Below are 21,890 nucleotides of genomic sequence, written 5' to 3' on the forward strand. Positions count from 1 at the left end.
GTTTTATAATATAATTTACGTAGATTTATTTACTAAATCTACGTTTTTAAATTTAAAAACTTAATAAATATAACCGTACGGAGGTAAATATGTTATTTAAAGACACTGGCGAAGAAAAGTCAAGCTGCAAAAAAGCTGATGCGCCTGCTGTTGTAGGTCAAATTCAAGTTTCTGATGAATTACTTGATTTTTCTGCATTCGCTAAGCCAAAGAAGAAAGAAACATCATGCAAGGAAAGTGGTGCTTGCTCAAAGGATGAAGAAAACCTTACACCTCGTGAAAGAGCTATTAGAGCAAGAAAAGAAGGTAAATAATGGCTGTTGAGCTCGCAAAAGTTAAACCACTAGAAGAAAAAGAAGCTCCTATTTCAGGAATTCGTAAAGCTATTGCTAAAAACTTAAAAGAAGTTTTAGAAACATCTGCATATTGTTCATTAGTTTTAAAAGCTGATGTTACAAATCTTTGAAACTTACGTGCAAAAGTTAAAGACAAAGTTTTTGAAGAACACAATGTTAAATTAACATTCTTATCATGAATAGTTAAAGCCTCGGCTATTGCTTTAAGCGAATACCCATCTTTTGCTGCTAGATGAGATGGTGTTGAAGGTAAAGTATACTACCCTGGAACACTTAACATTGCTATAGCAGTTGACACACCTTTTGGTCTATTTGTACCTGTAATTAGAGGTGTTGAAAACCTAAGTATAATTGAAATTCAAAAAGAAATTGTTAGATTATCAACACTTGCAAGAGAAAAGAAGCTAAAAATGTCAGATATGACAGGCGGCTGCTTTGCTATTACAAACGTTGGTAGTGCCGGTGTATTATTTGGTTCTCCAATTATGAACAAAGGCAATACAGCAATTTCAGCTACTGGTGCAATCATTGATGAGTTAAAATTAAACAAAGAAGGTGCTGTTGAAAACAGAAAAGTAATGTACTTATCAATAGCAGCTGACCACCAATGAGTTGATGGTGCTGATATGGCTCGTTTCCAAGGCAGAATTAAAGAATTAATCGAAAATCCAGAACAATTAGGAGAATTTTAATATGACAGCAGAATCAAAATGCACAAAGTCATGTGCATCTAGCTGTGAAGCATCAAAATCATCTTGTGCTTCAAGCTGTGCAAGTGAATCATCATGCAAAGCTTCATGCCCAAAAAGTGAATGTTCACAAGAAAAAGTATGTTCATCTTGAAAAGATGAAGGGCTTAAATACGAAGGCGAAGTTGCTGACGAATTTGATTTAATAGTAGTTGGTTCAGGTCCTGGTGGTTACCTAGCTGCTGAAATGGCTGGTAAAGCTGGACTAAAAACTTTAATTGTTGAAAAAGAATTTTGAGGTGGTGTTTGTTTAAATATTGGATGTATTCCTACCAAAGCAATGCTTAGATCAACACATGCATTAGAAGAAGTTATTCATGCGGCTAAATTTGGTGTTGTTGCTAATTTAGAAGATCTAAAAATTGACTATCAACAATCATGAGTTAAAATGCATGAACGTAAAGCCAAAGTTGTTGCAAAGCTTTCTGGCGGCGTTAAGTTCTTAATGAAGGCATCAAAGGTACAGACTGAAGAAGGCGTTGCAAAGTTTGTTGGTGCTAGAGAAATAGAAGTTAATGGCAAGGTTTACCGTGGCAAAAATGTTATTTTAGCTACCGGTAGCCACGCTAACAGAATGAAATTCCTTGAAGGTTTTGAAAAGGGATACGAAAGTGGCAAGTTAATGACTTCACGTGAAGCTATTAACAATGACAAATCATTGCCTGAATCAATGGTTATTGTTGGTGGTGGCGTAATTGGTGTTGAATTTGCTCAAATGTATGCATCAATGGGCACCAAAGTTACAATTATCCAAAGAGAAGACCGTTTACTTCCTGGAATAGACAAGGAAATTGTTGACGAATTTGCTAAAATTCTTAAAACTGAATCAAAAATTGAAGTTATCTATGGCGCAACAAGTACAAAATTAGAAGGTGACGAAAACTTAATTTACACCAAAGATGGCAAGGAAGAAAAAATTACTGCTGAAGTTATTCTTATTGCTACAGGTAGAGTTCCTGCATCTGAAGGATTGGCTGAAGTTGGCATTGAATTAGGTGCTAGACGCGAAGTTAAAGTTGATAAATTCTTACGTACTAATGTAAAAGGTGTATATGCAATTGGTGATGTTACAAACCAAAATATGTTAGCTCATGTTGCTTACATTCACGCTGTTACAGCTGTGCACCACATTTTAGATTTATATGGAATTCCATATGATTCAACTACAAAACCAGTGCCTGCATGTATTTACACAAGCCCTGAAATTGCTACAGTTGGTTTAACTGAAGAACAAGCTAAAGAACAAGGATTGGACTTTTTTGTATCTAAATACAAGTTTGCAACCTTAGGTAAAGCGATTGCTGCTGAAGATACCAAGGGATTAGTAAAATTAATTGTTCTTAAGGACGGACACATTGTTGGTGCTTCATTAATGGGGCCTAATGTAACAGATTACGTAGCTGAATTAGCTTTAGCTATCGAAAAGAGAATTTGCGTAACTGCATTAACTCACGTAATTCACCCACACCCAACATTTAATGAAATTATTTGAGAAGCAGCTAGAAGTGCTTTATCAAAATTAACTGCTGAAAAATTAAACGAAAGAAAAAACAACTAATAATTTGTTTTTATGCTAAGCCCTGCTTAGCATTTTTTATTTTTGCTATATGTGCATCAACAAAAATATAGGCTCAAAAAAGCGCGATTATGACCCAAAATTATAGTTTTATTTTTCATATTTTATTGTACAATACTAAATATATAGTTTCTAGTTAATATTTATAATGAAAGGAGCGCATATGGCAAGAAGAGATCAACTCAATGGTAAAGGCCCTCTTGTTGGAAACTTACGTTCTCACTCAATGATCGCTACAAAAAGAAAATTTAATGTCAACTTGCAAAAAATTACTATTACAAATAGTAATGGCACCCCAACAACACTAAGAGTTAGTGCAAAAACAATTAAGACATTGAAGCGTAAGGGTATCCTTTCAGCACAAGCATAATTATCATTTAATAATATAATAAAACCAAGCATGATTTTTTAGCTTGGTTTTTATTTATTCGCCAGTTAATCCAGCTTTCACTATTTCATAGAGATCTTCACCATAAAGAGATTTAATTATTAATAGGCCTAGCTCAATTCCAGTAGATGCTGCTTTTGCTGTAAAAAGCTTATCACTTTGTGAAACTCTATCACTGCTTCTGTGTCTTGAGCATGTTTTAGCAATATGTTTGATTGGAAATGAACTATATTGCTCATTATCCTTAATAATGCCATTTTCATATAAAGCATTAGGTGCATCACAAATTGCAAAAACATATTTATTTTGATTTCTAAACTCTCTTACTATTTCTAAAGAATCTGAATCTTCTCTTAGTTCTTTTGCTCCGGCACCGCCAGGAACAAAAACGGCATCATAGTCAGATACATTAATTTTAGTTACTAAATTCAAATCAACAATTCCATGTTGTCCATTAGCTTTATCATAATGGGGATTAAAATATGCTATTTCCTCAACTTTTTCTGAGCGTTTTAAGACGCTTAATACTGAAACTAACTCCATATCATTAAAATGATTATGTACAAGCACTAGTAATTTCATATTTCCTTCTTTCTAATTATGCACCAACAACACTTTTCTTACGCCTTAGTATACCTTTTCAGATTGCTACAAAAATTAAGGCAAGTGGTAAAAAGATTGTTAAGGCAACAACAACTAAATAAACTCTTAGTCACATTTTATTACGATTGCTTTTTGCTGTTTCAATCTGGTCATGAATTTCCACCGATTTTTCACCAAAAAAGTCACCAATATCATCTAACCTTTTTTTGTCTATTAGCCTAATCACAACATAAGCCACAATAAGTGCAGCCATAATTATTGTGCAAATAAGGCAGAACAATTGAGTATTTTTAAAGCTTTTATCCAATCATTTTGGTCATTCTAAATTAATATAAAATGAGCCGTCTCTACTTCCAGCTTCCCAATTACCTGATTTATATAGCCCAAAAATGATAAGTGTAATAAGTCCTAGATAGGTAAGGATAAAAATTAATATCCATAATAAGTTAATATCTTTTAAAACAATTCTTTTATAAACTAAATGAAATGTTGAGCTTGAAGTATAATCACCTGCTGAAATAGCTTCACGGTGCCTCTGAACAGTGTTAGACCACTGTCTTTTTTCAATAGCATTTTTTATTGTGTTTGCAAATGAAATAAAAGCAACTATTGAAAAGAGAACTAAATATCCAATTAATGGCTTATCACCATTATTAACTTTAAAAGGCGGAACTTTATATCAAGTTAGAATAAAAAATGTAACAGATGCAAAAAAGATAAATAAAGAAATAAAAATCATAAATGACTTGATTTTCTTTTCTGATTTTATTACTTTGTACATCCTAGGCGAAAATTGATTCATTGGATCTCTATATGTTTTTTTAGCCTCGGTTGCAAAAGAAACATCTCTATTGCTTTGCACAATTTCCATTGTTTCTCTGTTGTGAATTGGTCTATATTTCATTACTTACCTCTATATATTATTAATTATATATAAAAGAAGTATCATTAAATATTATTGAGAAGCTTAATTGTAAGTGTTATAAGTTATATAGCAAATATGAAAAAATATTTTTTTGTAACAAATTATTTTTTTTATTTATAATTAATCTCGTTATGAATACATTCAACCAATATAATGTGCGTTCAATTATGGCTAACATTAAGATGATCTTCTTAATGAAATTTTGCTATTAGCTCCACATTTATTAGGTTATAAAAAAGCATTTTATATACATTAATAAGTAATACCAGATAAAAGTAGGAGCAAATCCTACTTTTATTTAATGCAATTTTATAGAAGTTACTTATTACAAATACTAATATATGTTCATAACACAAAAAAACACATATTTATACATACATTTGAAATCCTTAAATATTTTTGCCATACATTTATAATTTAATGTCAATTTTCTATAAGTATTCAAAGAATGTTATGGCTTATTAATGTATATAAAAGAAAGGAATAATATGCCAACAAAAAGAAATAAATTATTTTTATACTTAGGGACATCTGCAGTTGGCTTGGCCACACCATTAGTGGCTGCTAGATGCCAAAATGAAGAATATCAAGAATTGGATTACAAAAAATGAACCAATGTCTTGGATGGCAGGCCTGAGTCATTATGAAACTTAGAATTAGAATCCAAAGGCTATGAAAGTGGCGAATCAAAAGTTCAAAATGACTTAATTGCTCAAGGTATTCTTAGAGCACCTGCACCAGGAAATAGACCTGCTGTTTCTGAATATTCATTTGATGGGTCTGTAAGCTATGGTTCATGACAAAGATCAGCATTAGAATCTGCTCAAGGTATCTTAATTAGAAAAGAAGCTCTATTTTCACCAATTGTTATTAAAACAATTCAAGGACAATTTGTTAATGCCCGTCCTTCAGTATGAAGATACAAATTAGAATTGGGGTCAAAAGTTATTGTTACTGATAATAATGGTAAAACTCACGAATTTGACAATGATTTAGTCAACGAATTCCCAGCAGCTGATTCTGAAACAGTTAACCACAAAGGCAAAAGTATTGCTACTTTCAAAAATCCTATATATCAAGCAACCTCAACTGATGCAAAGAGCATTAACAGTAAGCAATTCCAAGAAGTTTTAAAGAAAGCTAAAAAACTACAATTTGAAGTTGTAAAAGGCCAAAAATGAATAAATAATAAGGGCGAAGCAACTAAATATGAAGTTGTTGCTAAGGACTTCTACTACTCATGACTAAGAACAACAGGTAGAAATGTTGAGCAGCGCGAAAAATTATTAAGTGAATCTACAGATTCTCAGTACAAAAATGGTCAAAAAAGCGATGAAATTGATAAATTTATTAACCAAAAATGATTAACACCAAATTCAAACTTCTTTACAAAGAGTTCAAAATATTCTAATGAATACGTTTACCAATTTTTAAGCATTGATTCATCTAAGTTTTATAAAGAAGAATTATTCATTGAAGGTGACAAACTTACATTTAATCCACTAACAGAAGGAAAACAAGGTTCATTTGACTTGCTTTTTGAACACATAGCAACTTCACAAGACTTTTCAGCAGCACCATCACAATTATTAGAGGAGCATGATCAAGATCCAGATAAAGTTCCTGTTAAGCCATTAAGACCACAAGTTGAAAAAACGACAACCGATGAATATAGGAAAATTTTAAATGGCACTAAAGGATCATTAGCAAGTAAAATTGGACTATACTGATATGGTTTCCATGAAGATGATGTTCTAACTGCTGGTAGGTACTACTATGCTGGATGAAACCCAAGTAATAGAGAAGAAACCTACAAATTAAATCCTCATTATAGAAAAGAAAATCCAAAGGATCCAATTGCCAAGTGAAAAGAATCAAGAAGAATTAAAGAATATCGTACATGATACCAAGGGGATTCATTAAACGAAAATATCTTTAAAACAGCTGTAAAGAACGATTTCTTAAGAGGAAAATTGGCATTTGCACCTCAATCATTATTAGATAAAAAAGACTTAGATTTATTTAGTAATAGACAGCGTGACTATGGAGCAAGTTTTATTAGAGAAAATAACCCAACAACTAGTCCATATCAATTCTTAACCTCATACATACCATATTCACAAAAACATACTAATGAAACTAAATTCAATTTTAATGAACATTTTGCAAAATTAGCATTTGGCGCTTCATTAAAAGAAATTAGAGAAGGTGGCAAACCAACTAATTTAAAAGATAAATTAGGTGGCACAGCTGTTGCATTTAGAACATTAATTAACTCTGCAATTAACTGAGAATATTTAGCTAAATACATCAGCAATGATAAAAAAACTGCATGAGTTAGCTTAATTGCGCCTAACACCGCAATTCAAGCTAGTGATCAAAATGGCAAAATTGTTCAACCTGCAGAATTTGCAGATAAATTTAATGAACAATTCTTTGTTGATGCCCAAGGAAACAAGGTTGCTACAGTTACTCCTAAAGAAAATAAAGACAAATCAACAGTACAAAGTGATGCTGAGAGATTCAAATCAGCTAAATTTAAAGAAATCCAAGCTGAGGTTAAGAAAATCTTAGACAAGTATTATAAAGATAATAATCTAAATGCAGACAAAGATAAAGTTGAGTGAACTTTAATTAACCGAAATGTTGGTTCATTTAACCCACCATTATTAGAACAATTAGTAAGATGAATCCCAGATCTTTACAAGGCTCTTGACCCAAGACTTAGTGCAACATATAAAAAGTTTGACGCTAGAGAAGAATGAGTTTCAGCTATTGCTTCACATACTTCATATGCAAACTTTGCTTCAATTAGATATGACACAAACAACATAGGCGCTGGTTATGATGGATTAGGCTTATCATCACTAAGAGTTATCTTAGTATTGATTAATTCAGATGCTGAACTTCAAAACTCATTAAGAAAGAGCTTCCCACAATTAGTAAAAGTTGCTGATGAATTCGTTAAGTTTATGAACGATTCTAAAAACCAATTTAAATGAAGTGTAGATTTCAAACATTGAAAAGATGTAGAAAGCAAATACTGAGATGATTTAAATGATGATCCAAGTGTATATAAATGAAACGAAAGCGAGAAAAAACTAGAAAGGAATACTGATACATATACTAAATGAACACATCTTTCAGCAGCTAGCGCCGAATTCTTTGTTAAATATGCAAACAGTTTACCTCTAGAAGATAATATTGCTCTATCAAACGAATTATCAAACTACTATGGTAGAGTTCCTGAACCTGCATTTTTAATAAACAAAGATCAATTTATTATCTCATTCCTAAGTCCATCTCTTTCTAGACCATATACAGGAACAGACGCCTTATGGTTTGCTGACTTTGTAATCCGTGATAATAAATAATTAAATAACTAAAATAATATAAAATTAAGCTATGTTTAAGTATATATCCAAAAGAATAGCTATGGCTATTCTTACATTATTTATTGTTATAATCTTTTCTTATACACTATTAGCGGCTTTTGGTAAGAATCCATATGAAGGGATAGAAGCTGAATACATAAACAATGCAAGGCCAGGTGATGTTGTATTAGAACAAATAAAAAGAGATGCAGAGAACTATAGAAATACTCCTGTTTTAGTAAAATTATTTAATTACTTAGGTGGCTTATTTAAAGGGGATTTTGGAACTCTTTACGGAAAAATAAAAGGACAAAATGCTTTTGGCCAAAGTGTAGTAGCAGTGTTCTGAGAATACATGCCAAATAGTTTATTTGTTTCGCTTCCTGCCTTTATAGTTAGTGCACTTTTAGGAACAACCTTAGGCATTGTAGCCGGGTATAAAAGAGGAACCATTTGAGACAGCATAATAAATGTATTTGTATTCATTTTTATAGCAGTACCTTCATTTATTATTGCTCCTATGTTTATTAACTTATTTACTAAATTAGGATTCCCAACTACATATACTGCATGAGTTAGAAATGATAGTTCAGGTGTAAATAGTTTTGCAAACTTTTTCAAAAGTATTATTCCACCAATTTTAGTTGTTTCACTTAGCTCAATGGCTGTATATACACTTTATGCAAGAAACCAAACAGTAACTGTTTTAACATCAAATTATGTGCTTATAGCTAAAACAAAAGGCTTAAGCACAATGCAAATATTTAGAAAATATGTATTTAGAAACATTTCAATTCCACTTAGTGCAATAATACTTCCTTCATATATAGGCTTATTATCAGGAAGTATAATCGTTGAAAGATTCTGAGGAGTTGAAGGAACAGCGATGATACTAGCATTTGCCTTTCCAAATGCTGAGATAAATCTAGTTATGTACAGCATAATACTATTTACCTCATTAAGCGTGTTTACAGACATATTGGTTGATATTTCATTTGTAATATTAGACCCTAGAATTGTCTATGGTTCAAACTCTGGAGTTAACTACTTACATATTTTCAAAGCATATTTAATAAGAAAAAGAAGGCTAAAAGAATTATTCAAAGAACAAGAAGAATCAACAATTATTAACGAGGAGGTGAACGCCAACTAATGAATTCCTTAGAATTTAATAAAAAGTATGAATTAGACTCCGAAACGGCTTCTAAAATAGTTCCATCCCAGAGACCTAAGTCTACTAACAGCATTGCTGGAAAACCAAAAGTTTTGATTGTTGAAGTCCTTAAAAGATTTTTTACAAATCCAGTGGTTGTCATATCAACGATAGTCTTTTTAACGATTATCATAACAGCTGTCATAGTAACTATTTTTCCAACATATAAACCAGGGACAAGCATTGCTTCAGATGCAAAGTCAAACAACTACTGAGATCAAGGCCTTTCAGATGTTGGTGGCCTACCGCCTGTATTTGCCCCTCATATTTCAGTAACAAACTCGTCAATTATTGATCAAGTTAATACCTTCAATGATCCAAATTATGCTTATTCAAAGTACTTAAAGGAATATTTAGACTTTAGATCAGTAGCTTCTGACAGAATCATAATTGACTATTACAAGTACTACTATGCACGTCAATTAAATGTAGCTATTGTTAAAGCATTTAATGAAGGATATGTAATTGACGATTCATTTGTTAATTATTTAAAAACCCAAGTTGATCAATTTACACTTAAAACCTACTTTGGTACAACTTTTTCAGACCGTGACATTTGATCAACTGTATGAGCTGGCGCACTAGAATCAATTAAAATAGCATTCTTTGTTGCTACAGTCGAAGTTATTATTGGTGTTACTATTGGAGCATATTTAGGTTTTCATGCTGGAAAATGAATTGACACAGTGCTTATGAGAATGATTGATATTTTCCAAGCTCCACCTTCTATTATTTGATTGCTAATGTTCATTTCCCTAAGCAAGGATGGACCAAATGATTGAATTTTAATAGCTGGTTTACTATTTACAGGTTGAACCTGACCAATTCACTCAACTAGATTATTTATAATAACTGTAAAAGATGAAGAGTACATTTTAGCTTCCAAAAGTATCGGCGCTTCAAAGAACAGACAAATATTCTTTCACGCCCTACCAGCTATTTTAGGTAAAATAGCAATGAACTATGTACGTAGAATTCCTGGTGTAATATTAAGTATTGCTTCATTGTCATTCTTAGGTTTTTATAACTCACCTGATTCATATAACCTTGGTAAGTTCTTGAGTGACAACATAGGTAAAGAAACCGAAAACCCATGAATAGTTATTATTCCTGCAACAACACTATTATTATTAAGTTTAAGCTTACAATTTATAGCAATTGGGCTTCATGACGCCTTAGATCCTAAAGTAATTAAAATTAAAAGATAGTTTGAAAGGTAATTATGGATACAAATATTCAATCTAATACCACTGTTGAAAACGAAGCCATGAGTGATTTTAATGACAAATTATCTTCAATTAGGGTTGAAAAGTTACCTAATAATCAACTTTTAAAAGTTAGAAATCTAAGAGTTGATTTTAAAAACGGGCGTAATTCACTTATAAGAATAGTTAGGGGTGTAGATATTGACGTTAATAATGGGCAAATTGTTGGCTTAGTTGGTGAATCTGGTTCTGGTAAGTCGGTTACTTCTAAAGCATTAATTAATGTCAATGAGAATGCTTTGGTTTCATCTGATGAGTTGGTCATTAGCGACATTGACTTATCTAAAATTAAAAAGCAAAAATTATGAGAATCAGTTAGAGGACACTATATTGGATATATTCCTCAAGATCCACTTACTTCACTTAATCCTACTAGAAAAATAGGTAAGCAACTACTAGATGCTTTAAATTTAAATAGCGAGTGAAAATGAAGATCTAAGGAGGAGAAAAAAGCCTATTTAATAGGCCTTTTGGAAAGATTTGGCATTCATGATGCCGAAGAAGTTTATGATAGATATCCACATACATTAAGTGGCGGGATGAAGCAAAGAGTTGTTATAACAATGGTTGTTGCTTTAAAACCATTATTAATAATAGCTGATGAGCCTACTACTGCTTTAGATCCAACTGTGCAAGCTTCAGTTTTAGCTCTTTTTGAACAAATACGTCAAGAGTACAATATATCAATAATTTTAATTTCGCATAACATTAGTGTTGTCGCTAAGTTTTGTGAATATATTTATGTTATGTATGCTGGCAAAATTGTTGAAAGAGGAACTAGAAAAGATATTTTTACTAATCCAGCTCACCCTTATACATGAGCGCTTATCTCGGCTATACCTGAAAATGATGATGAGAGATTATTCTCAATTCAAGGAACCCCACCAGATATGGCAAACTTACCTATCGGTGACCCTTTTGCACCTAGAAATGACTTTGCCTTAGAAATTGACTATGAAAAAGAACCACCATTAATTGAAATTAATAGTCATCATAAAGCAGCAACGTGACTACTTCACCCTGATGCACCAAAAATACAAAGACCAAAAGAATTAGAACATAGACTAAAAAGTTTTAGAAAGGTATTTAAAGACGATGAAGAATAACGACAATAAAAAAGTCATTTTAGAAATTCAAGATCTTAAAAAGTACTTTTTAAATAACGGTAAGGTCAACAAAGCTGTTGATGGTGTGTCATTTAAATTACATGAAGGTGAAATAGTCGGTCTAATTGGTGAGTCAGGAAGTGGAAAAACCACTGTTGGACGTTCAATTCTAAGGCTTTATGACGATTTTAATGGTTTTGTTACTTTAGATGATCAAATCATTAGCGGAGAAAGCATTTCTAAAAAACGCGAAAAGTTTTTGCGTAAAAGAGTGCAAATGATCTTTCAAGATCCACACGCGTCTTTAAACGGCCAAAAAACTATCTATAGCATTCTTAAAGAACCTTTAGTTGTCAATAACATAATTAAGCAAAAAACTGATGATCTATTTAGTGACTGAAAAAAAGTTACTGAGAACTTTCAATTTACATTTTTGCTTTATGCTAAAAAGTTAAAAATTAAAAACCTTAAGGCAATTAATGAGCCATCTAGCACATTTTTTCCTAAATGATCAGATAGACTAATTGACTTTAAGTTTGACTGGGAAAACTTATCTATTGATGAAAATTTTGTTTCTTATTTTAACTACTTAGAAGAAAAACAAACAATGGAAAGCTCAATTATTAATGAGATGTACTCAAACACAGATCAATTAATGGCTTTCTATTACGAAAAGCAAGCGCAGTTTAGAAATAATGATGTCACTTTTGACGAATTAGACTATATAAATGCTACAAAGGAACTAGAATTAACTAAAAAATTATGTAAGTATTCACAAAAGCAATATGATGCATTAAACAAATTAAGTGAATTAGACAAAGAATTGAAAGAGTTAAAAAGTAATCAAAATGATTATTTATTAACTAACAAAAACGCTTTTAATAATTTTCTTTCGGAATATAAGAACGAGATCAAAATTTGCCGTTATGCAAGATTAAATACTTACGACATAGATTTTTACTTTTTTAACTATAAAAAAGAGCTAACCAACAAAATAAGGTTAGATGTAATCAAAAAATATAAGTCTAAGTTAAGTTATTTATCAATAGATCAAATTCGTAAATTTATTGCTGAATTAAACAAATATACTAATAGTTTTTACATTGAACACTTAGAATCACTCCCAATTTCTAAAGACTTTAAAGCAGTTGCTAAGTTAATAATTGAATCTGATTATAACTTTGATGTTAATGAATATCTAAAGTTAAACCATTCTAATGAATTAGAATTTAATTCAGCACTTAGGAATATTGAAGATTCAATCAAGGCTCAAAAGGAAATTATTCATTCAAAAGATGAAAAACCAGCTTTTGGCAAGAAAGAATTAGAAGCTGCTGAGCAAAAATTGGCTAATGCTGAGAAAGTTTTCAAAGCTGAAAACGATAAATATAACAAAAATATTCAAAATCAAATTAAGCAATTAGACAAAGACATTCTTAATGAGAGCCTTTTATATAAAAATTTAAAAACTCAGCAAGGTATTAATGATCTCAAGTTTAAAAAGATTAATGAAGCGTTTTTTGAAAAGCTTAATAGTGACTTAAAAGAGGCAAAAGCTAAAAAAGATCATGCAAAAGTGCATGAAAATAACAAAACTATCAAGATTTATAAGCAAAAGGTTTCTAATAAGTTATCTACTTTAAAATCATTTGAAGTTGAAGTAAAGCACTTATTTAAAGATGTCAGAACAATTTACCTATTACTAGGTACTAAGCAATTCGAAAATTCACTATTCAATATTTACAACAGATTGTTTGCAAAGCAAATGATTACTAAATTAATAACAAGATCAATGATTTATAAATCACTAGAAGATGTAGGGCTTTTAAAACAATTTGCCTACCGTTATCCTCATGAATTTTCAGGCGGTCAACGCCAAAGAATTGTTATTGCTAGAGCATTAATAACTGAACCAAAAGTTATAGTAGCTGATGAACCTATTGCATCGCTTGATATTTCAATTCAGGCTCAGGTAGTTAACTTACTAAAGGACTTGTGTGAAAAGAAAAATATAGGAATGATTTTTATAGCGCATGACTTGTCAATGATTGAGTATATTGCAGATAATGTGCAAATTATGCACCTTGGTAAAATAGTTGAATCTGGTGATACTGCAACAGTTTATAAAAGACCATTACACCCATATACCAGGAACTTATTTAAAGCAATTCCTAAGATCTCGAATGCTAATGAAAAGTTTGAAAACATAAACTTTGAATTGGATTATTTAAAAGAACAACAATACCCTGATATTCCGTCAAACTACATTGTTGAAAATGACCATTATATCTATGGAACGGACAAACAAGTCAATGAATGAGTGAAACCATTTCGCTTAGGAAAACCTAAAAATACTGATGTTATAGACGCAAAAGATGATGATAAAAAGTAAAGGAGCATAATAATGAATAAGAAAACTAAATTAGTTATGTTGTCAATGCCTATTGCATTATTTGCACCAGTATTATCAGCTTCATGTCGTGAAAAGCAAGATTTTAACCCTAAAGATTTTAAAGATGTTACATTGTCTTTAGCTTCAGATGGTAAAACTGATTTTGCTAAAAAATCTCCATCAGAGTTTGTAAAAGAAAATAAATCATCATATGCAAAAGTGTTAGAAGTTACCCAAAATGGCAGTAAAACAGACAAATACGGTTATGAGCTAGTTAGCGTTAGACCTAATGACAACTATGGATATTTATATGTCGAATATAAATTATTTGACAAAAATAACAAAAAAAATATAACTCCTAAAAAATTTATTTATTTACAAGACTTTAAGTCTAATGTCAAAGAACAATTATCTTCTATCAATTCAAATTTATATTTCTCTAAAACTAGGAACCTAGGAACCCCAGTTGATAAAAAAACATTATTAGTAACCGAAATAATAAATGACAAACTTCTTTTAGATTTGCAAAGTAATAACCTACTATCACAAGCTGGAGTCAAAATCTCTAAGGATCCAAAATTAGACTTTGGCAATGATAATGAAGGTATCAAAAAAGGTTTCGTCAATTTATCATTTACTTACACTGTTGAGCATAACGCAAGGGAAACTGGCAATGACTTTCCAATAAAACTAGCCAAAAAGATTGAAAATTTTAAAATTGATGGCTTCACTGGATATGAAAGTTTTGATCCTGATAAGTTCATTGAAAAATCATCAGCCACTGATGTAACACTTGAGAAAGTTCAAAAAGATCCAATGTCCTATATTTCTTTAAAGAATGCTGGAGATACAATTTTAACTGATCTTAGCGTTACTAATGGTGGCAACAACCAAGCTACAATTAAATTCAAACTACAAACCAGTATATTTGATTCTGAAGGCAAAGAAACTAAAGTAACTTCTGATAATGAATATGAATATAAATACACCTGATAGTGTACAAATTGATATTAGCAGGCTTTGGCTTGCTTTTATTATCTAAATTAGCATTTATAATTTATTCATAATGAAATTAAAGTTGAATGCAGAATACTTTAGAAAATCGTTTTCATGAAAAAAATGTATGCACTTTGTAGTGGTTTCTTTGATTATACTTGTTCTCTCTCTTTCGCTTTATTTTGCTAAGTGAAAAAAAGAGCCTGAGATTTATACATCTAAAAGAATTGCACAGGATTGAACCTTTATTATAGGAATAACATTATTGGCTTATAGTGGCCTAATATTTATATTTTCAACCGGTTTCTTATTTAGAGCATTTAGGAAAAATAAAAACCAAAAATCAAACGAATTAGCCTATAAAATAGAAGAAGAAAAAAAGAAGCCTGCTTCTAGAGAAAGAGAGCTAAAACTTAAGGTTCTACGCGAAGATTTAGAACTTGAACAACAAAAAATGAATGAATCAACAAATGCTAAAGGTTATAACTTTGTATTAATTGTTGTATTCATGTTTTCAATAATTTTCTTAATAACTGCCTGAATATTAAAGGGCATTGCTTAGATATGAAAATTTGCCCTAATTGTCAAACAAAAACATTTTTAAATTAAATGCATCATATATTCTAAAAATATATACTTTAATTAGATATGAAAAATATTGAGAATGAAAAACTAAAACAACAAGAGAAAATCAAAAGGACTATTGATCAAAATTCTACTTATGAAATAAATAGAATCAAAGTCGAAGAAAAAGTTCTGCATTTTTCTTTTTTACATACATTAACTAAATTTTGACAGCAGTCTATAGCTGTCTTGATTATTTCATTTTTATTTTCATTTATAAGCTTGCTATTAGTACAAAACACAGGACTATATGGTTTAGGGCTCGATGCTCTTAGCCAAAGCATTGCGCGTTTAGCTTCATTTTTAGCAATTTATGATGGCAGAAGTGAACAAATGGCAAGATTAATTTTTAACGTTTGTTTCTGGATGATAAATTTTGTCATCAATATTCCACTATTTATTTTTGCTAGCATAAAAATCAATAGGAATTTTGCTATTTTAACTATGCTTTTTATGCTTTTTGCCACTATTTTTGGTATAGCTTTTAGTAGCATTCCCGGATCAGAAAATTGATTAATTCTAGGTAAAGTTATAGATAGCAATTTTACTAAGAATGCTATAAATCAGCCAAATAGCATTGTTCAGATCACAACTTGAGCTGTAAATTATTCTGGACAAAATGGCAATAATCCAATTTCTATAATGTTTTATGGCTTATTGTGGGCAATAATACAAGGAGCTTTAGCAGCTTCATTATTAATTGTGAATTCCACAACAGCAGGATTTGATATTTTTGTAGTTTGATACTCGCAAAAGAAGTTTAAAAACCTAGGAATAATTTACATAGTAATTCATATTGCTTGTTTATTATTAGCCAATGCAATAGGCACATATATTCCATCTGGACTAGCATCCAAGAACTGAAATGTAGAAATATTTTTTAATGCTAGTTTTGCCAGTTCATTCATTTTAATTTTAGTTAATGGGATTGTTGTTGATATTTTATTCCCCAAATATAAAATGGTAAAGATAGAAGCCTATACATCAAAACCTGAAGAAATTTTAGATAGAATTTTTGCGCTCAAGGATAAAAGATTTTCTGTAACTATAGCTGACTTTACAGGAGGTTATAGTGGCGAAACGCAACAAGTGCTAATTATAAACACAATGTATATAGAATCAGCTGTCGCCTTAAAAATTATTAATGAAGTTGATTCTAATGCAATGATTTGTATGTTCGACATAAAGAGAATGAAGGGTACAATATATACTTCCAGTATTGTAAATAAGGATAAACAGTAAAATTAATACTAGTAGTAAGATATCAAGGAGTAAAGCAATGGCTAAAAAAATAAGTAAATTATTTCTACTTTCTCCATTATTAACAGCGCCAATTTTTCTAACTTCATGCATTGATTTAGCGATTAATAAAGATTTAGTTAGCAATAAATCTGACAACACTACTGTAAAAATAACTGATAAAAGATCTGCTATAGCAATTAATGAACCAGATGATGAAAATGATAAAGTTGAAGATATAGCCTATAAATTTGGTCCTATAAAGTCAGAAATTTCTCGAAACAGCATCCAAGTGTCTAGCCAAAAACTAAAAAATGGATTTTGAAGTAAAAGTGTCCCAGCAAGAAACAAAGAAATTTCGAGTAGTGAAAGTACAGAATTAAGGGAATTATGATATGAGCTAATTGAAATTTTTGAAGGGTCAAAAAGCAAAGGCATAATACCTCTTGTTAAGAAAATAGACAGTTATATAGATTTATATAAACATAATAAATTATACTGAACCATTTTGACCAATTGGATTAATTTACAAAATGATTCAGGTAATTTTCAAGCAACTCCTAAAGGGGAAACAGTAGTTTATGACAGAAATAAAATACATTTTGGTTATTTTGTAGAAAACTTTCTAACTAAGGAAAATGGCTGAGAAAAATTTAAAGAATTTTGCCTGGCTTATTCAGGGGCAGAAAAGGAAATCCAAAATTATAACTTTGCCAAGTGAATGGTAAATGAAACAAAGACATTTTTAGCAATTTTGGACAAGAATAAAGACTTAGCATTTAATCCTGAAATTGATGGCTATACTCCAGATCTTACAAAAATTGATTTTATAAAAAACTCGCCAACTGAAAAGATCAAAAAATTAAGACATAAGTTGATTACTGATGGTGGTTTGTATTTACATAAACCGAATCAAAAAGACATAAGTTCGGCAGAATTTAATGAAGCAGAAAAATTTGAATATTCTGAATATTCAGATCTTAGCAAGGTTGATATCAGTAAATTTATCGATGCATTTAAAGCAAATAAGACAAACTTAAAAGAAGAAGAGTGGGCTTTAGGTTATTCTGCATTTAGAACAACTGAAGCTATAGGTCCATGAGGATATTTTGCCTATCCGGCTAATTCACAGGATCATAAGAACTTTTTTACATATAATTATGCTTTACCAAATCTTATTAATGGTCAGAATTATCTTTCAAAAGTTATTTACGCAAATTCATTAGTTTACCGTCACAATAGAGAAGAGTGAAAAAAACTTAAAGAGTATGTTTTGTCTACTATCCCTTATTTAATTTCAAAAAACTTCAATGAAGAGCAAAAACTTAGATCGTTGCATAATTTTATAACTTGAAAAATTAACTATGACATTGAAGCTTTAAATGAAGAAATTAGGACAGGCGAGATCAATCTAGCAATGCGTAATCCTGGAGTATTATCAAAAGTAAAATCATATGAAGAAAAAATTAAAGGTGTCTGCGAAACCTATGCTAGATTACTTACTCTATATGGGCTATTTCTAAATATAGATATAGGCTACCAAACTGGAGATGTATTTAGATATAAATATGATGAAAAAACTGATAAATTTATAAAATTAGAAACAAAAGAACCTCATGCTTGAAATGTATATCGTTCTAAAACTGATGGCAAACTAAGATATATTGATTTAACCTGGGATGATGCGCAGGAAGATAAAACATATACAACAGTTTTTAATAATGGCCATATATTGCCTTTTACATACACGTATTTTAATAAAGAGTGAGATGAGTTTTCGGCATTGCACTCCAACACTAAAGGGTCATTTATCTTAGAAAGTCCAATTATTTACAGCAAAAAAGGCGAAAAATTTACGATTAGATCAATTGATAAGTATCAATACTTAGCAAGTGAGTTGCATAAGCTTAATAAAACTAAAGATAGTTATATCGAACCACCCGAAATAGAAAAAACCTATGATGGTAACAAACTTAAATAGTTATTATTTACCTATAAAACAGCATAATTAGCAAATTAAAACACATATGTTAACTCCCATATGTGTTTTTTTGTTTCTTAATACTTATCAATTTGATCAATTCTAGCTTGGTGTCTACCACCTTCATATTCTGTATTTATATACTCATCAATCATTGCCTTAGCTTGATTAATGTTTACTTGTCTACCACCCATTACTATTACATTAGCATTATTGTGTAATTTAGCAAGGTTGGCATCCTCAACAGAAGTTATTCTAGCGGCTCTTATGCCACTGTGTCTATTCAATGCATAAGAAATACCTAAACCAGTACCACATAAGCCGATCCCAAATGAGACATCTTTATTGTCTAATAAATAATTAGCTAACTTATGGCCTTGTTCAGCATATGAAATAGACTTTGAACTATCTTCAGGTCCTAAATCAACTGTTTCATATCCTAAATCATTTACATAATTTTTGATCTCATTTTTCAAATCGCAACCACCATGGTCGCTAGCCAAAACAACTTTACCTTTTTTCATTATTTGCTCCAGTAATTTTTTATAAAAAAATTTTACAACAAAAACAGTATGCATTGTTTGTGCGACTTAAAATTATGGTCCCTGGGAAAAATAGGCTATTTTTCCCAAAATTTTTCGCTTTTTAAAATTTAAGCAAGATATCAATATTTAAAGGTATGAGAATAAGTAAACAGGAAGATCAAAGAGATTGTGGCTTGCACGTATTAAGTTATTTAATAAATTATTATCATCACAAAGACATTGACATAAATTATTTAAAAATTAATTGTTCATATGGCAAAGATGGCATAAGTTTGTTTAATTTAAAAAGCATAGCTAATGACAATGGTATTAAGCTTGATTCATATTCAGGTGATTTTAATGCTTTAACATCCTTAAATAATGAAGATATGCCACTTATATTACTTCTTAATCGAAATGGATATAGTCATTATGTGGTGCTATTAAAAATAAGAAAAAGCAAGTTTTTTATATTAGATCCTGAGTATGGCAGATTAATAAAAATGAATGAATCAGAATTAAAAGAGCAATATGCAAATGTTGTTGTTTTAGTGTCTCCATTGAAATTTACTAAGGGCAAAAGTCACTTTGTCATTGACAATAGAATAAAAAGTTTAATTGCGAATAAGGATTATGCATATCCTTTACTAATCTCAACATTTATAAACTTGCTGTTATCTTTTTCTTCATCTTTTTTTATAAAAATAGTTTTTGATTTCATACTTCCAAATTTTCTGAACAAAACAATTATTGTTGTGTTTATACTTTTTGTATGAATCAGTATTCTAAAAGCTATAAATCAGTATTTTAAGTCATATATAGTTAATAAAATTAGCAACAAAATATGCATAAAATTAAGCACTGAATTTTTTCTCAAACTTAAAAACACTTCATTAAATAATCTTCATAAGCTTAACAACTCTGAATATTTTAAGCGCGCAGCATACATTCAGCACATAAGTGAATTTCAAGCAAATTTTGCTTATACATTTATAAGTGAGATTCTTAGTTTAATGCTTTCAGGACTGTTACTAATATGACTGAACTATTTATTATTTGCTATGGTTGTTTGCATAGTTATTCTGATAATTATTGCAAATTTTATTTATCAAAGTAAGTTAGAAAACTTGCATAACTATTCAATTAATGTGGCTACTAAAAAAATTCAAGCAGATATAGATTATATAAACTCAAAAGATAATTTTAGTGATAGAAGTTATTTTAACAATATATGACTTTCTCAATATAAGAGAACAATTAAAAATAAACAATCAGACGAAAAAATCTATAAAACGGGCTCAAATAATAATCTATTTAACAATATTTTTGTAGGAAACATTTCTAATACCATCATTTTTGTATCAACTTTTTTAATCATAAGAAACAAACTAACAAATGGTGATATGATGATGTTTCTAACTAGTGTCAGCTTCTTCATAAATCCATTATTGTCAATATCTGGATTGTTATCATCCAAATCCTTAATCAAAAAGTATATTGATCAAATAAACTTTGTGTTTAACTTGCCGTATAAGCATATTGCTGACAATGGGCTATCTGTTAGTAAAGTTGAAAACATTGAATTAAAGGGAGTTAAATTTGGTCATGAAGAAGGCATCAATATACTAGATTTTGAAAATATAATAATAAACCAAAATGTCTGTTTGAAAGGGAAAAATGGCTCAGGAAAAAGTTCATTAATGAAGCTTATAAAAGGTGATTTCGATAACTATTCTGGCTTATATTTGATTAATGGAATAAATCAAAAACAAATCAATTTCGAGGAATTTCTAGATGATATAACTTACATATCTAATGATATTTATATTCCAAATATGAAAGTCATTGACTTTATATCAGACAGCAATAGAGAAAAAGAACTTGTTCTGAACAACAATATAAGGGATTATGGATTAGTAAATATTATTAGCGATGCAAACATAAATTTAAATACAGAAATCTATAATAATGCTTCTAATCTATCAAGTGGTCAAAAGCAAATAATACTATTGTTTAGGTTGCTTACCAAAAAATATAAGGTTGTGATGTTAGATGAGGCGTTTGAAAACATTAGTTCTGATAATGCTCTAATGCTCAAAAATGCAATCAGAGATTATCAAAAAGAAGCACTATTTATTGAGATAAGTCACAGTAATAATTTCGTGCATCGCGGCAAGGAAGTAAATTTCGATGAAATTAACAAAAATATCTAGATGAATTTGGTTCTGACTTGCCTTAGTTCTAGTTGCGTCAATAATCTTATTAATTTTCATATTTAACTATAAAATAGAGAAAACAGAAAAAATAAATCTTTATATAGATAGCAAAAATAGAATGTACTTGTTGGGTAACAACAAATTATTTTATTCATTAAAACAAGGTCAGAAAATTATTTTAAAAATTAATGAAAAAGCATATAACATAAATATTTCAGGTATAAAAATATTAAAGGATAGCGCTCAAATTGATTTTATTAGCTATGATGACACTCTTAGACAATTATTAAGAAAAGATATGAATATTGATGGCATTATACACTTAGGGGAAACAACCCTATTTGAACTTCTATTCAAGTAATA

At 30.2% G+C, this 21,890-nt stretch carries 18 protein-coding genes; 15 read left to right on the forward strand and 3 right to left on the reverse strand.

Going from position 1 to position 21,890, the window contains the following annotated elements; genetic code table 4:
• Window positions 1-89 precede the first annotated feature (89 nt).
• The 4 genes from MBOVPG45_RS00520 (at window position 90) to rpmB (ending at window position 3,051) form a co-directional block, all read left to right on the forward strand.
• The gene (locus MBOVPG45_RS00520) at window positions 90-314 is read left to right on the forward strand and encodes a hypothetical protein (protein ID WP_013456556.1); all 225 of its coding nucleotides are present in this window, start codon (window positions 90-92) and stop codon (window positions 312-314) included.
• Window positions 314-1,048, forward strand: coding sequence for a 2-oxo acid dehydrogenase subunit E2 (locus MBOVPG45_RS00525; RefSeq protein WP_041309076.1), 735 nt, complete (start codon window positions 314-316; stop codon window positions 1,046-1,048). The genes MBOVPG45_RS00520 and MBOVPG45_RS00525 overlap by 1 nt, the downstream gene beginning before the upstream one ends.
• A 1-nt stretch (window position 1,049) precedes the next feature.
• Window positions 1,050-2,663 carry a dihydrolipoyl dehydrogenase gene (lpdA, locus tag MBOVPG45_RS00530; protein WP_013455917.1) on the forward strand — a complete coding sequence of 538 codons (1,614 nt, stop codon included), beginning with the start codon at window positions 1,050-1,052 and terminating at the stop codon, window positions 2,661-2,663.
• Window positions 2,664-2,844: 181 nt separating this feature from the next.
• The gene (gene rpmB, locus MBOVPG45_RS00535; RefSeq protein ID WP_004024280.1) at window positions 2,845-3,051 is read left to right on the forward strand and encodes a 50S ribosomal protein L28; all 207 of its coding nucleotides are present in this window, start codon (window positions 2,845-2,847) and stop codon (window positions 3,049-3,051) included.
• 54 nt (window positions 3,052-3,105) lie between these two features.
• Here rpmB and MBOVPG45_RS00540 read toward each other — a convergent pair whose 3' ends face one another.
• Together MBOVPG45_RS00540 and MBOVPG45_RS00545 are read right to left on the reverse strand one after the other, a co-directional pair.
• Entirely contained in the window at window positions 3,106-3,651 is a 546-nt protein-coding gene (locus tag MBOVPG45_RS00540) for a DJ-1/PfpI family protein (protein ID WP_013456035.1), read from the reverse strand.
• Between the two features lie 16 nt (window positions 3,652-3,667).
• Window positions 3,668-4,576, reverse strand: coding sequence for an MSC_0882 family membrane protein (locus tag MBOVPG45_RS00545; RefSeq protein ID WP_013455945.1), 909 nt, complete (start codon window positions 4,574-4,576; stop codon window positions 3,668-3,670).
• A gap of 509 nt (window positions 4,577-5,085) precedes the next feature.
• Here MBOVPG45_RS00545 and MBOVPG45_RS00550 point away from each other — a divergent pair.
• The 9 genes from MBOVPG45_RS00550 to MBOVPG45_RS00590 all read left to right on the forward strand — a co-directional run bounded on the left by MBOVPG45_RS00550 (window position 5,086) and on the right by MBOVPG45_RS00590 (window position 18,787).
• On the forward strand, window positions 5,086-7,971 hold the full coding sequence (locus MBOVPG45_RS00550; RefSeq protein ID WP_013456094.1) for an OppA family ABC transporter substrate-binding lipoprotein: 2,886 nt from the start codon (window positions 5,086-5,088) through the stop codon (window positions 7,969-7,971).
• Between the two features lie 31 nt (window positions 7,972-8,002).
• Entirely contained in the window at window positions 8,003-9,124 is a 1,122-nt protein-coding gene (locus MBOVPG45_RS00555; RefSeq protein ID WP_013455934.1) for an ABC transporter permease, read from the forward strand.
• Complete coding sequence (locus MBOVPG45_RS00560; RefSeq protein WP_013456209.1) at window positions 9,124-10,392, forward strand: ABC transporter permease; 1,269 nt, start codon at window positions 9,124-9,126, stop codon at window positions 10,390-10,392. Before MBOVPG45_RS00555 ends, MBOVPG45_RS00560 begins: the two co-directional genes overlap by 1 nt.
• Window positions 10,393-10,406: 14 nt before the next feature.
• Complete coding sequence (locus MBOVPG45_RS00565) at window positions 10,407-11,555, forward strand: ABC transporter ATP-binding protein (RefSeq protein WP_013456492.1); 1,149 nt, start codon at window positions 10,407-10,409, stop codon at window positions 11,553-11,555.
• Window positions 11,545-13,947 (forward strand): ATP-binding cassette domain-containing protein, encoded by a 2,403-nt coding sequence (locus MBOVPG45_RS00570; RefSeq protein WP_013456036.1) that lies wholly within the window; start codon window positions 11,545-11,547, stop codon window positions 13,945-13,947. The genes MBOVPG45_RS00565 and MBOVPG45_RS00570 overlap by 11 nt, the downstream gene beginning before the upstream one ends.
• 12 nt (window positions 13,948-13,959) lie before the next feature.
• On the forward strand, window positions 13,960-14,943 hold the full coding sequence (locus tag MBOVPG45_RS00575) for an MAG1050 family protein (RefSeq protein WP_013456359.1): 984 nt from the start codon (window positions 13,960-13,962) through the stop codon (window positions 14,941-14,943).
• Window positions 14,944-15,013: 70 nt separating this feature from the next.
• On the forward strand, window positions 15,014-15,505 hold the full coding sequence (locus MBOVPG45_RS00580; protein WP_013456113.1) for a membrane protein: 492 nt from the start codon (window positions 15,014-15,016) through the stop codon (window positions 15,503-15,505).
• 86 nt (window positions 15,506-15,591) lie between these two features.
• A complete protein-coding gene (locus MBOVPG45_RS00585; protein ID WP_013456012.1) occupies window positions 15,592-16,809 on the forward strand; it encodes a DUF2179 domain-containing protein in 1,218 nt (405 codons plus the stop codon).
• A gap of 37 nt (window positions 16,810-16,846) precedes the next feature.
• Window positions 16,847-18,787: an Mbov_0119 family protein gene (locus MBOVPG45_RS00590; protein WP_013456551.1), complete on the forward strand. Its 1,941-nt coding sequence runs from the start codon at window positions 16,847-16,849 to the stop codon at window positions 18,785-18,787.
• Between the two features lie 77 nt (window positions 18,788-18,864).
• Here MBOVPG45_RS00590 and MBOVPG45_RS00595 read toward each other — a convergent pair whose 3' ends face one another.
• Window positions 18,865-19,311, reverse strand: coding sequence for an RpiB/LacA/LacB family sugar-phosphate isomerase (locus MBOVPG45_RS00595; RefSeq protein ID WP_013456546.1), 447 nt, complete (start codon window positions 19,309-19,311; stop codon window positions 18,865-18,867).
• A gap of 155 nt (window positions 19,312-19,466) precedes the next feature.
• Here MBOVPG45_RS00595 and MBOVPG45_RS00600 point away from each other — a divergent pair, with 155 nt between their 5' ends.
• Window positions 19,467-21,524 (forward strand): Mbov_0121 family peptidase domain-containing ABC transporter, encoded by a 2,058-nt coding sequence (locus MBOVPG45_RS00600; RefSeq protein ID WP_013456341.1) that lies wholly within the window; start codon window positions 19,467-19,469, stop codon window positions 21,522-21,524.
• The gene (locus MBOVPG45_RS00605) at window positions 21,502-21,888 is read left to right on the forward strand and encodes an MAG1140 family protein (RefSeq protein ID WP_013456267.1); all 387 of its coding nucleotides are present in this window, start codon (window positions 21,502-21,504) and stop codon (window positions 21,886-21,888) included. The genes MBOVPG45_RS00600 and MBOVPG45_RS00605 overlap by 23 nt, the downstream gene beginning before the upstream one ends.
• Window positions 21,889-21,890 lie beyond the last annotated feature (2 nt).

The organism is Mycoplasmopsis bovis PG45, assembly GCF_000183385.1.
GTDB classification, from domain to species: domain Bacteria; phylum Bacillota_I; class Bacilli_A; order Mycoplasmatales; family Metamycoplasmataceae; genus Mycoplasmopsis; species Mycoplasmopsis bovis.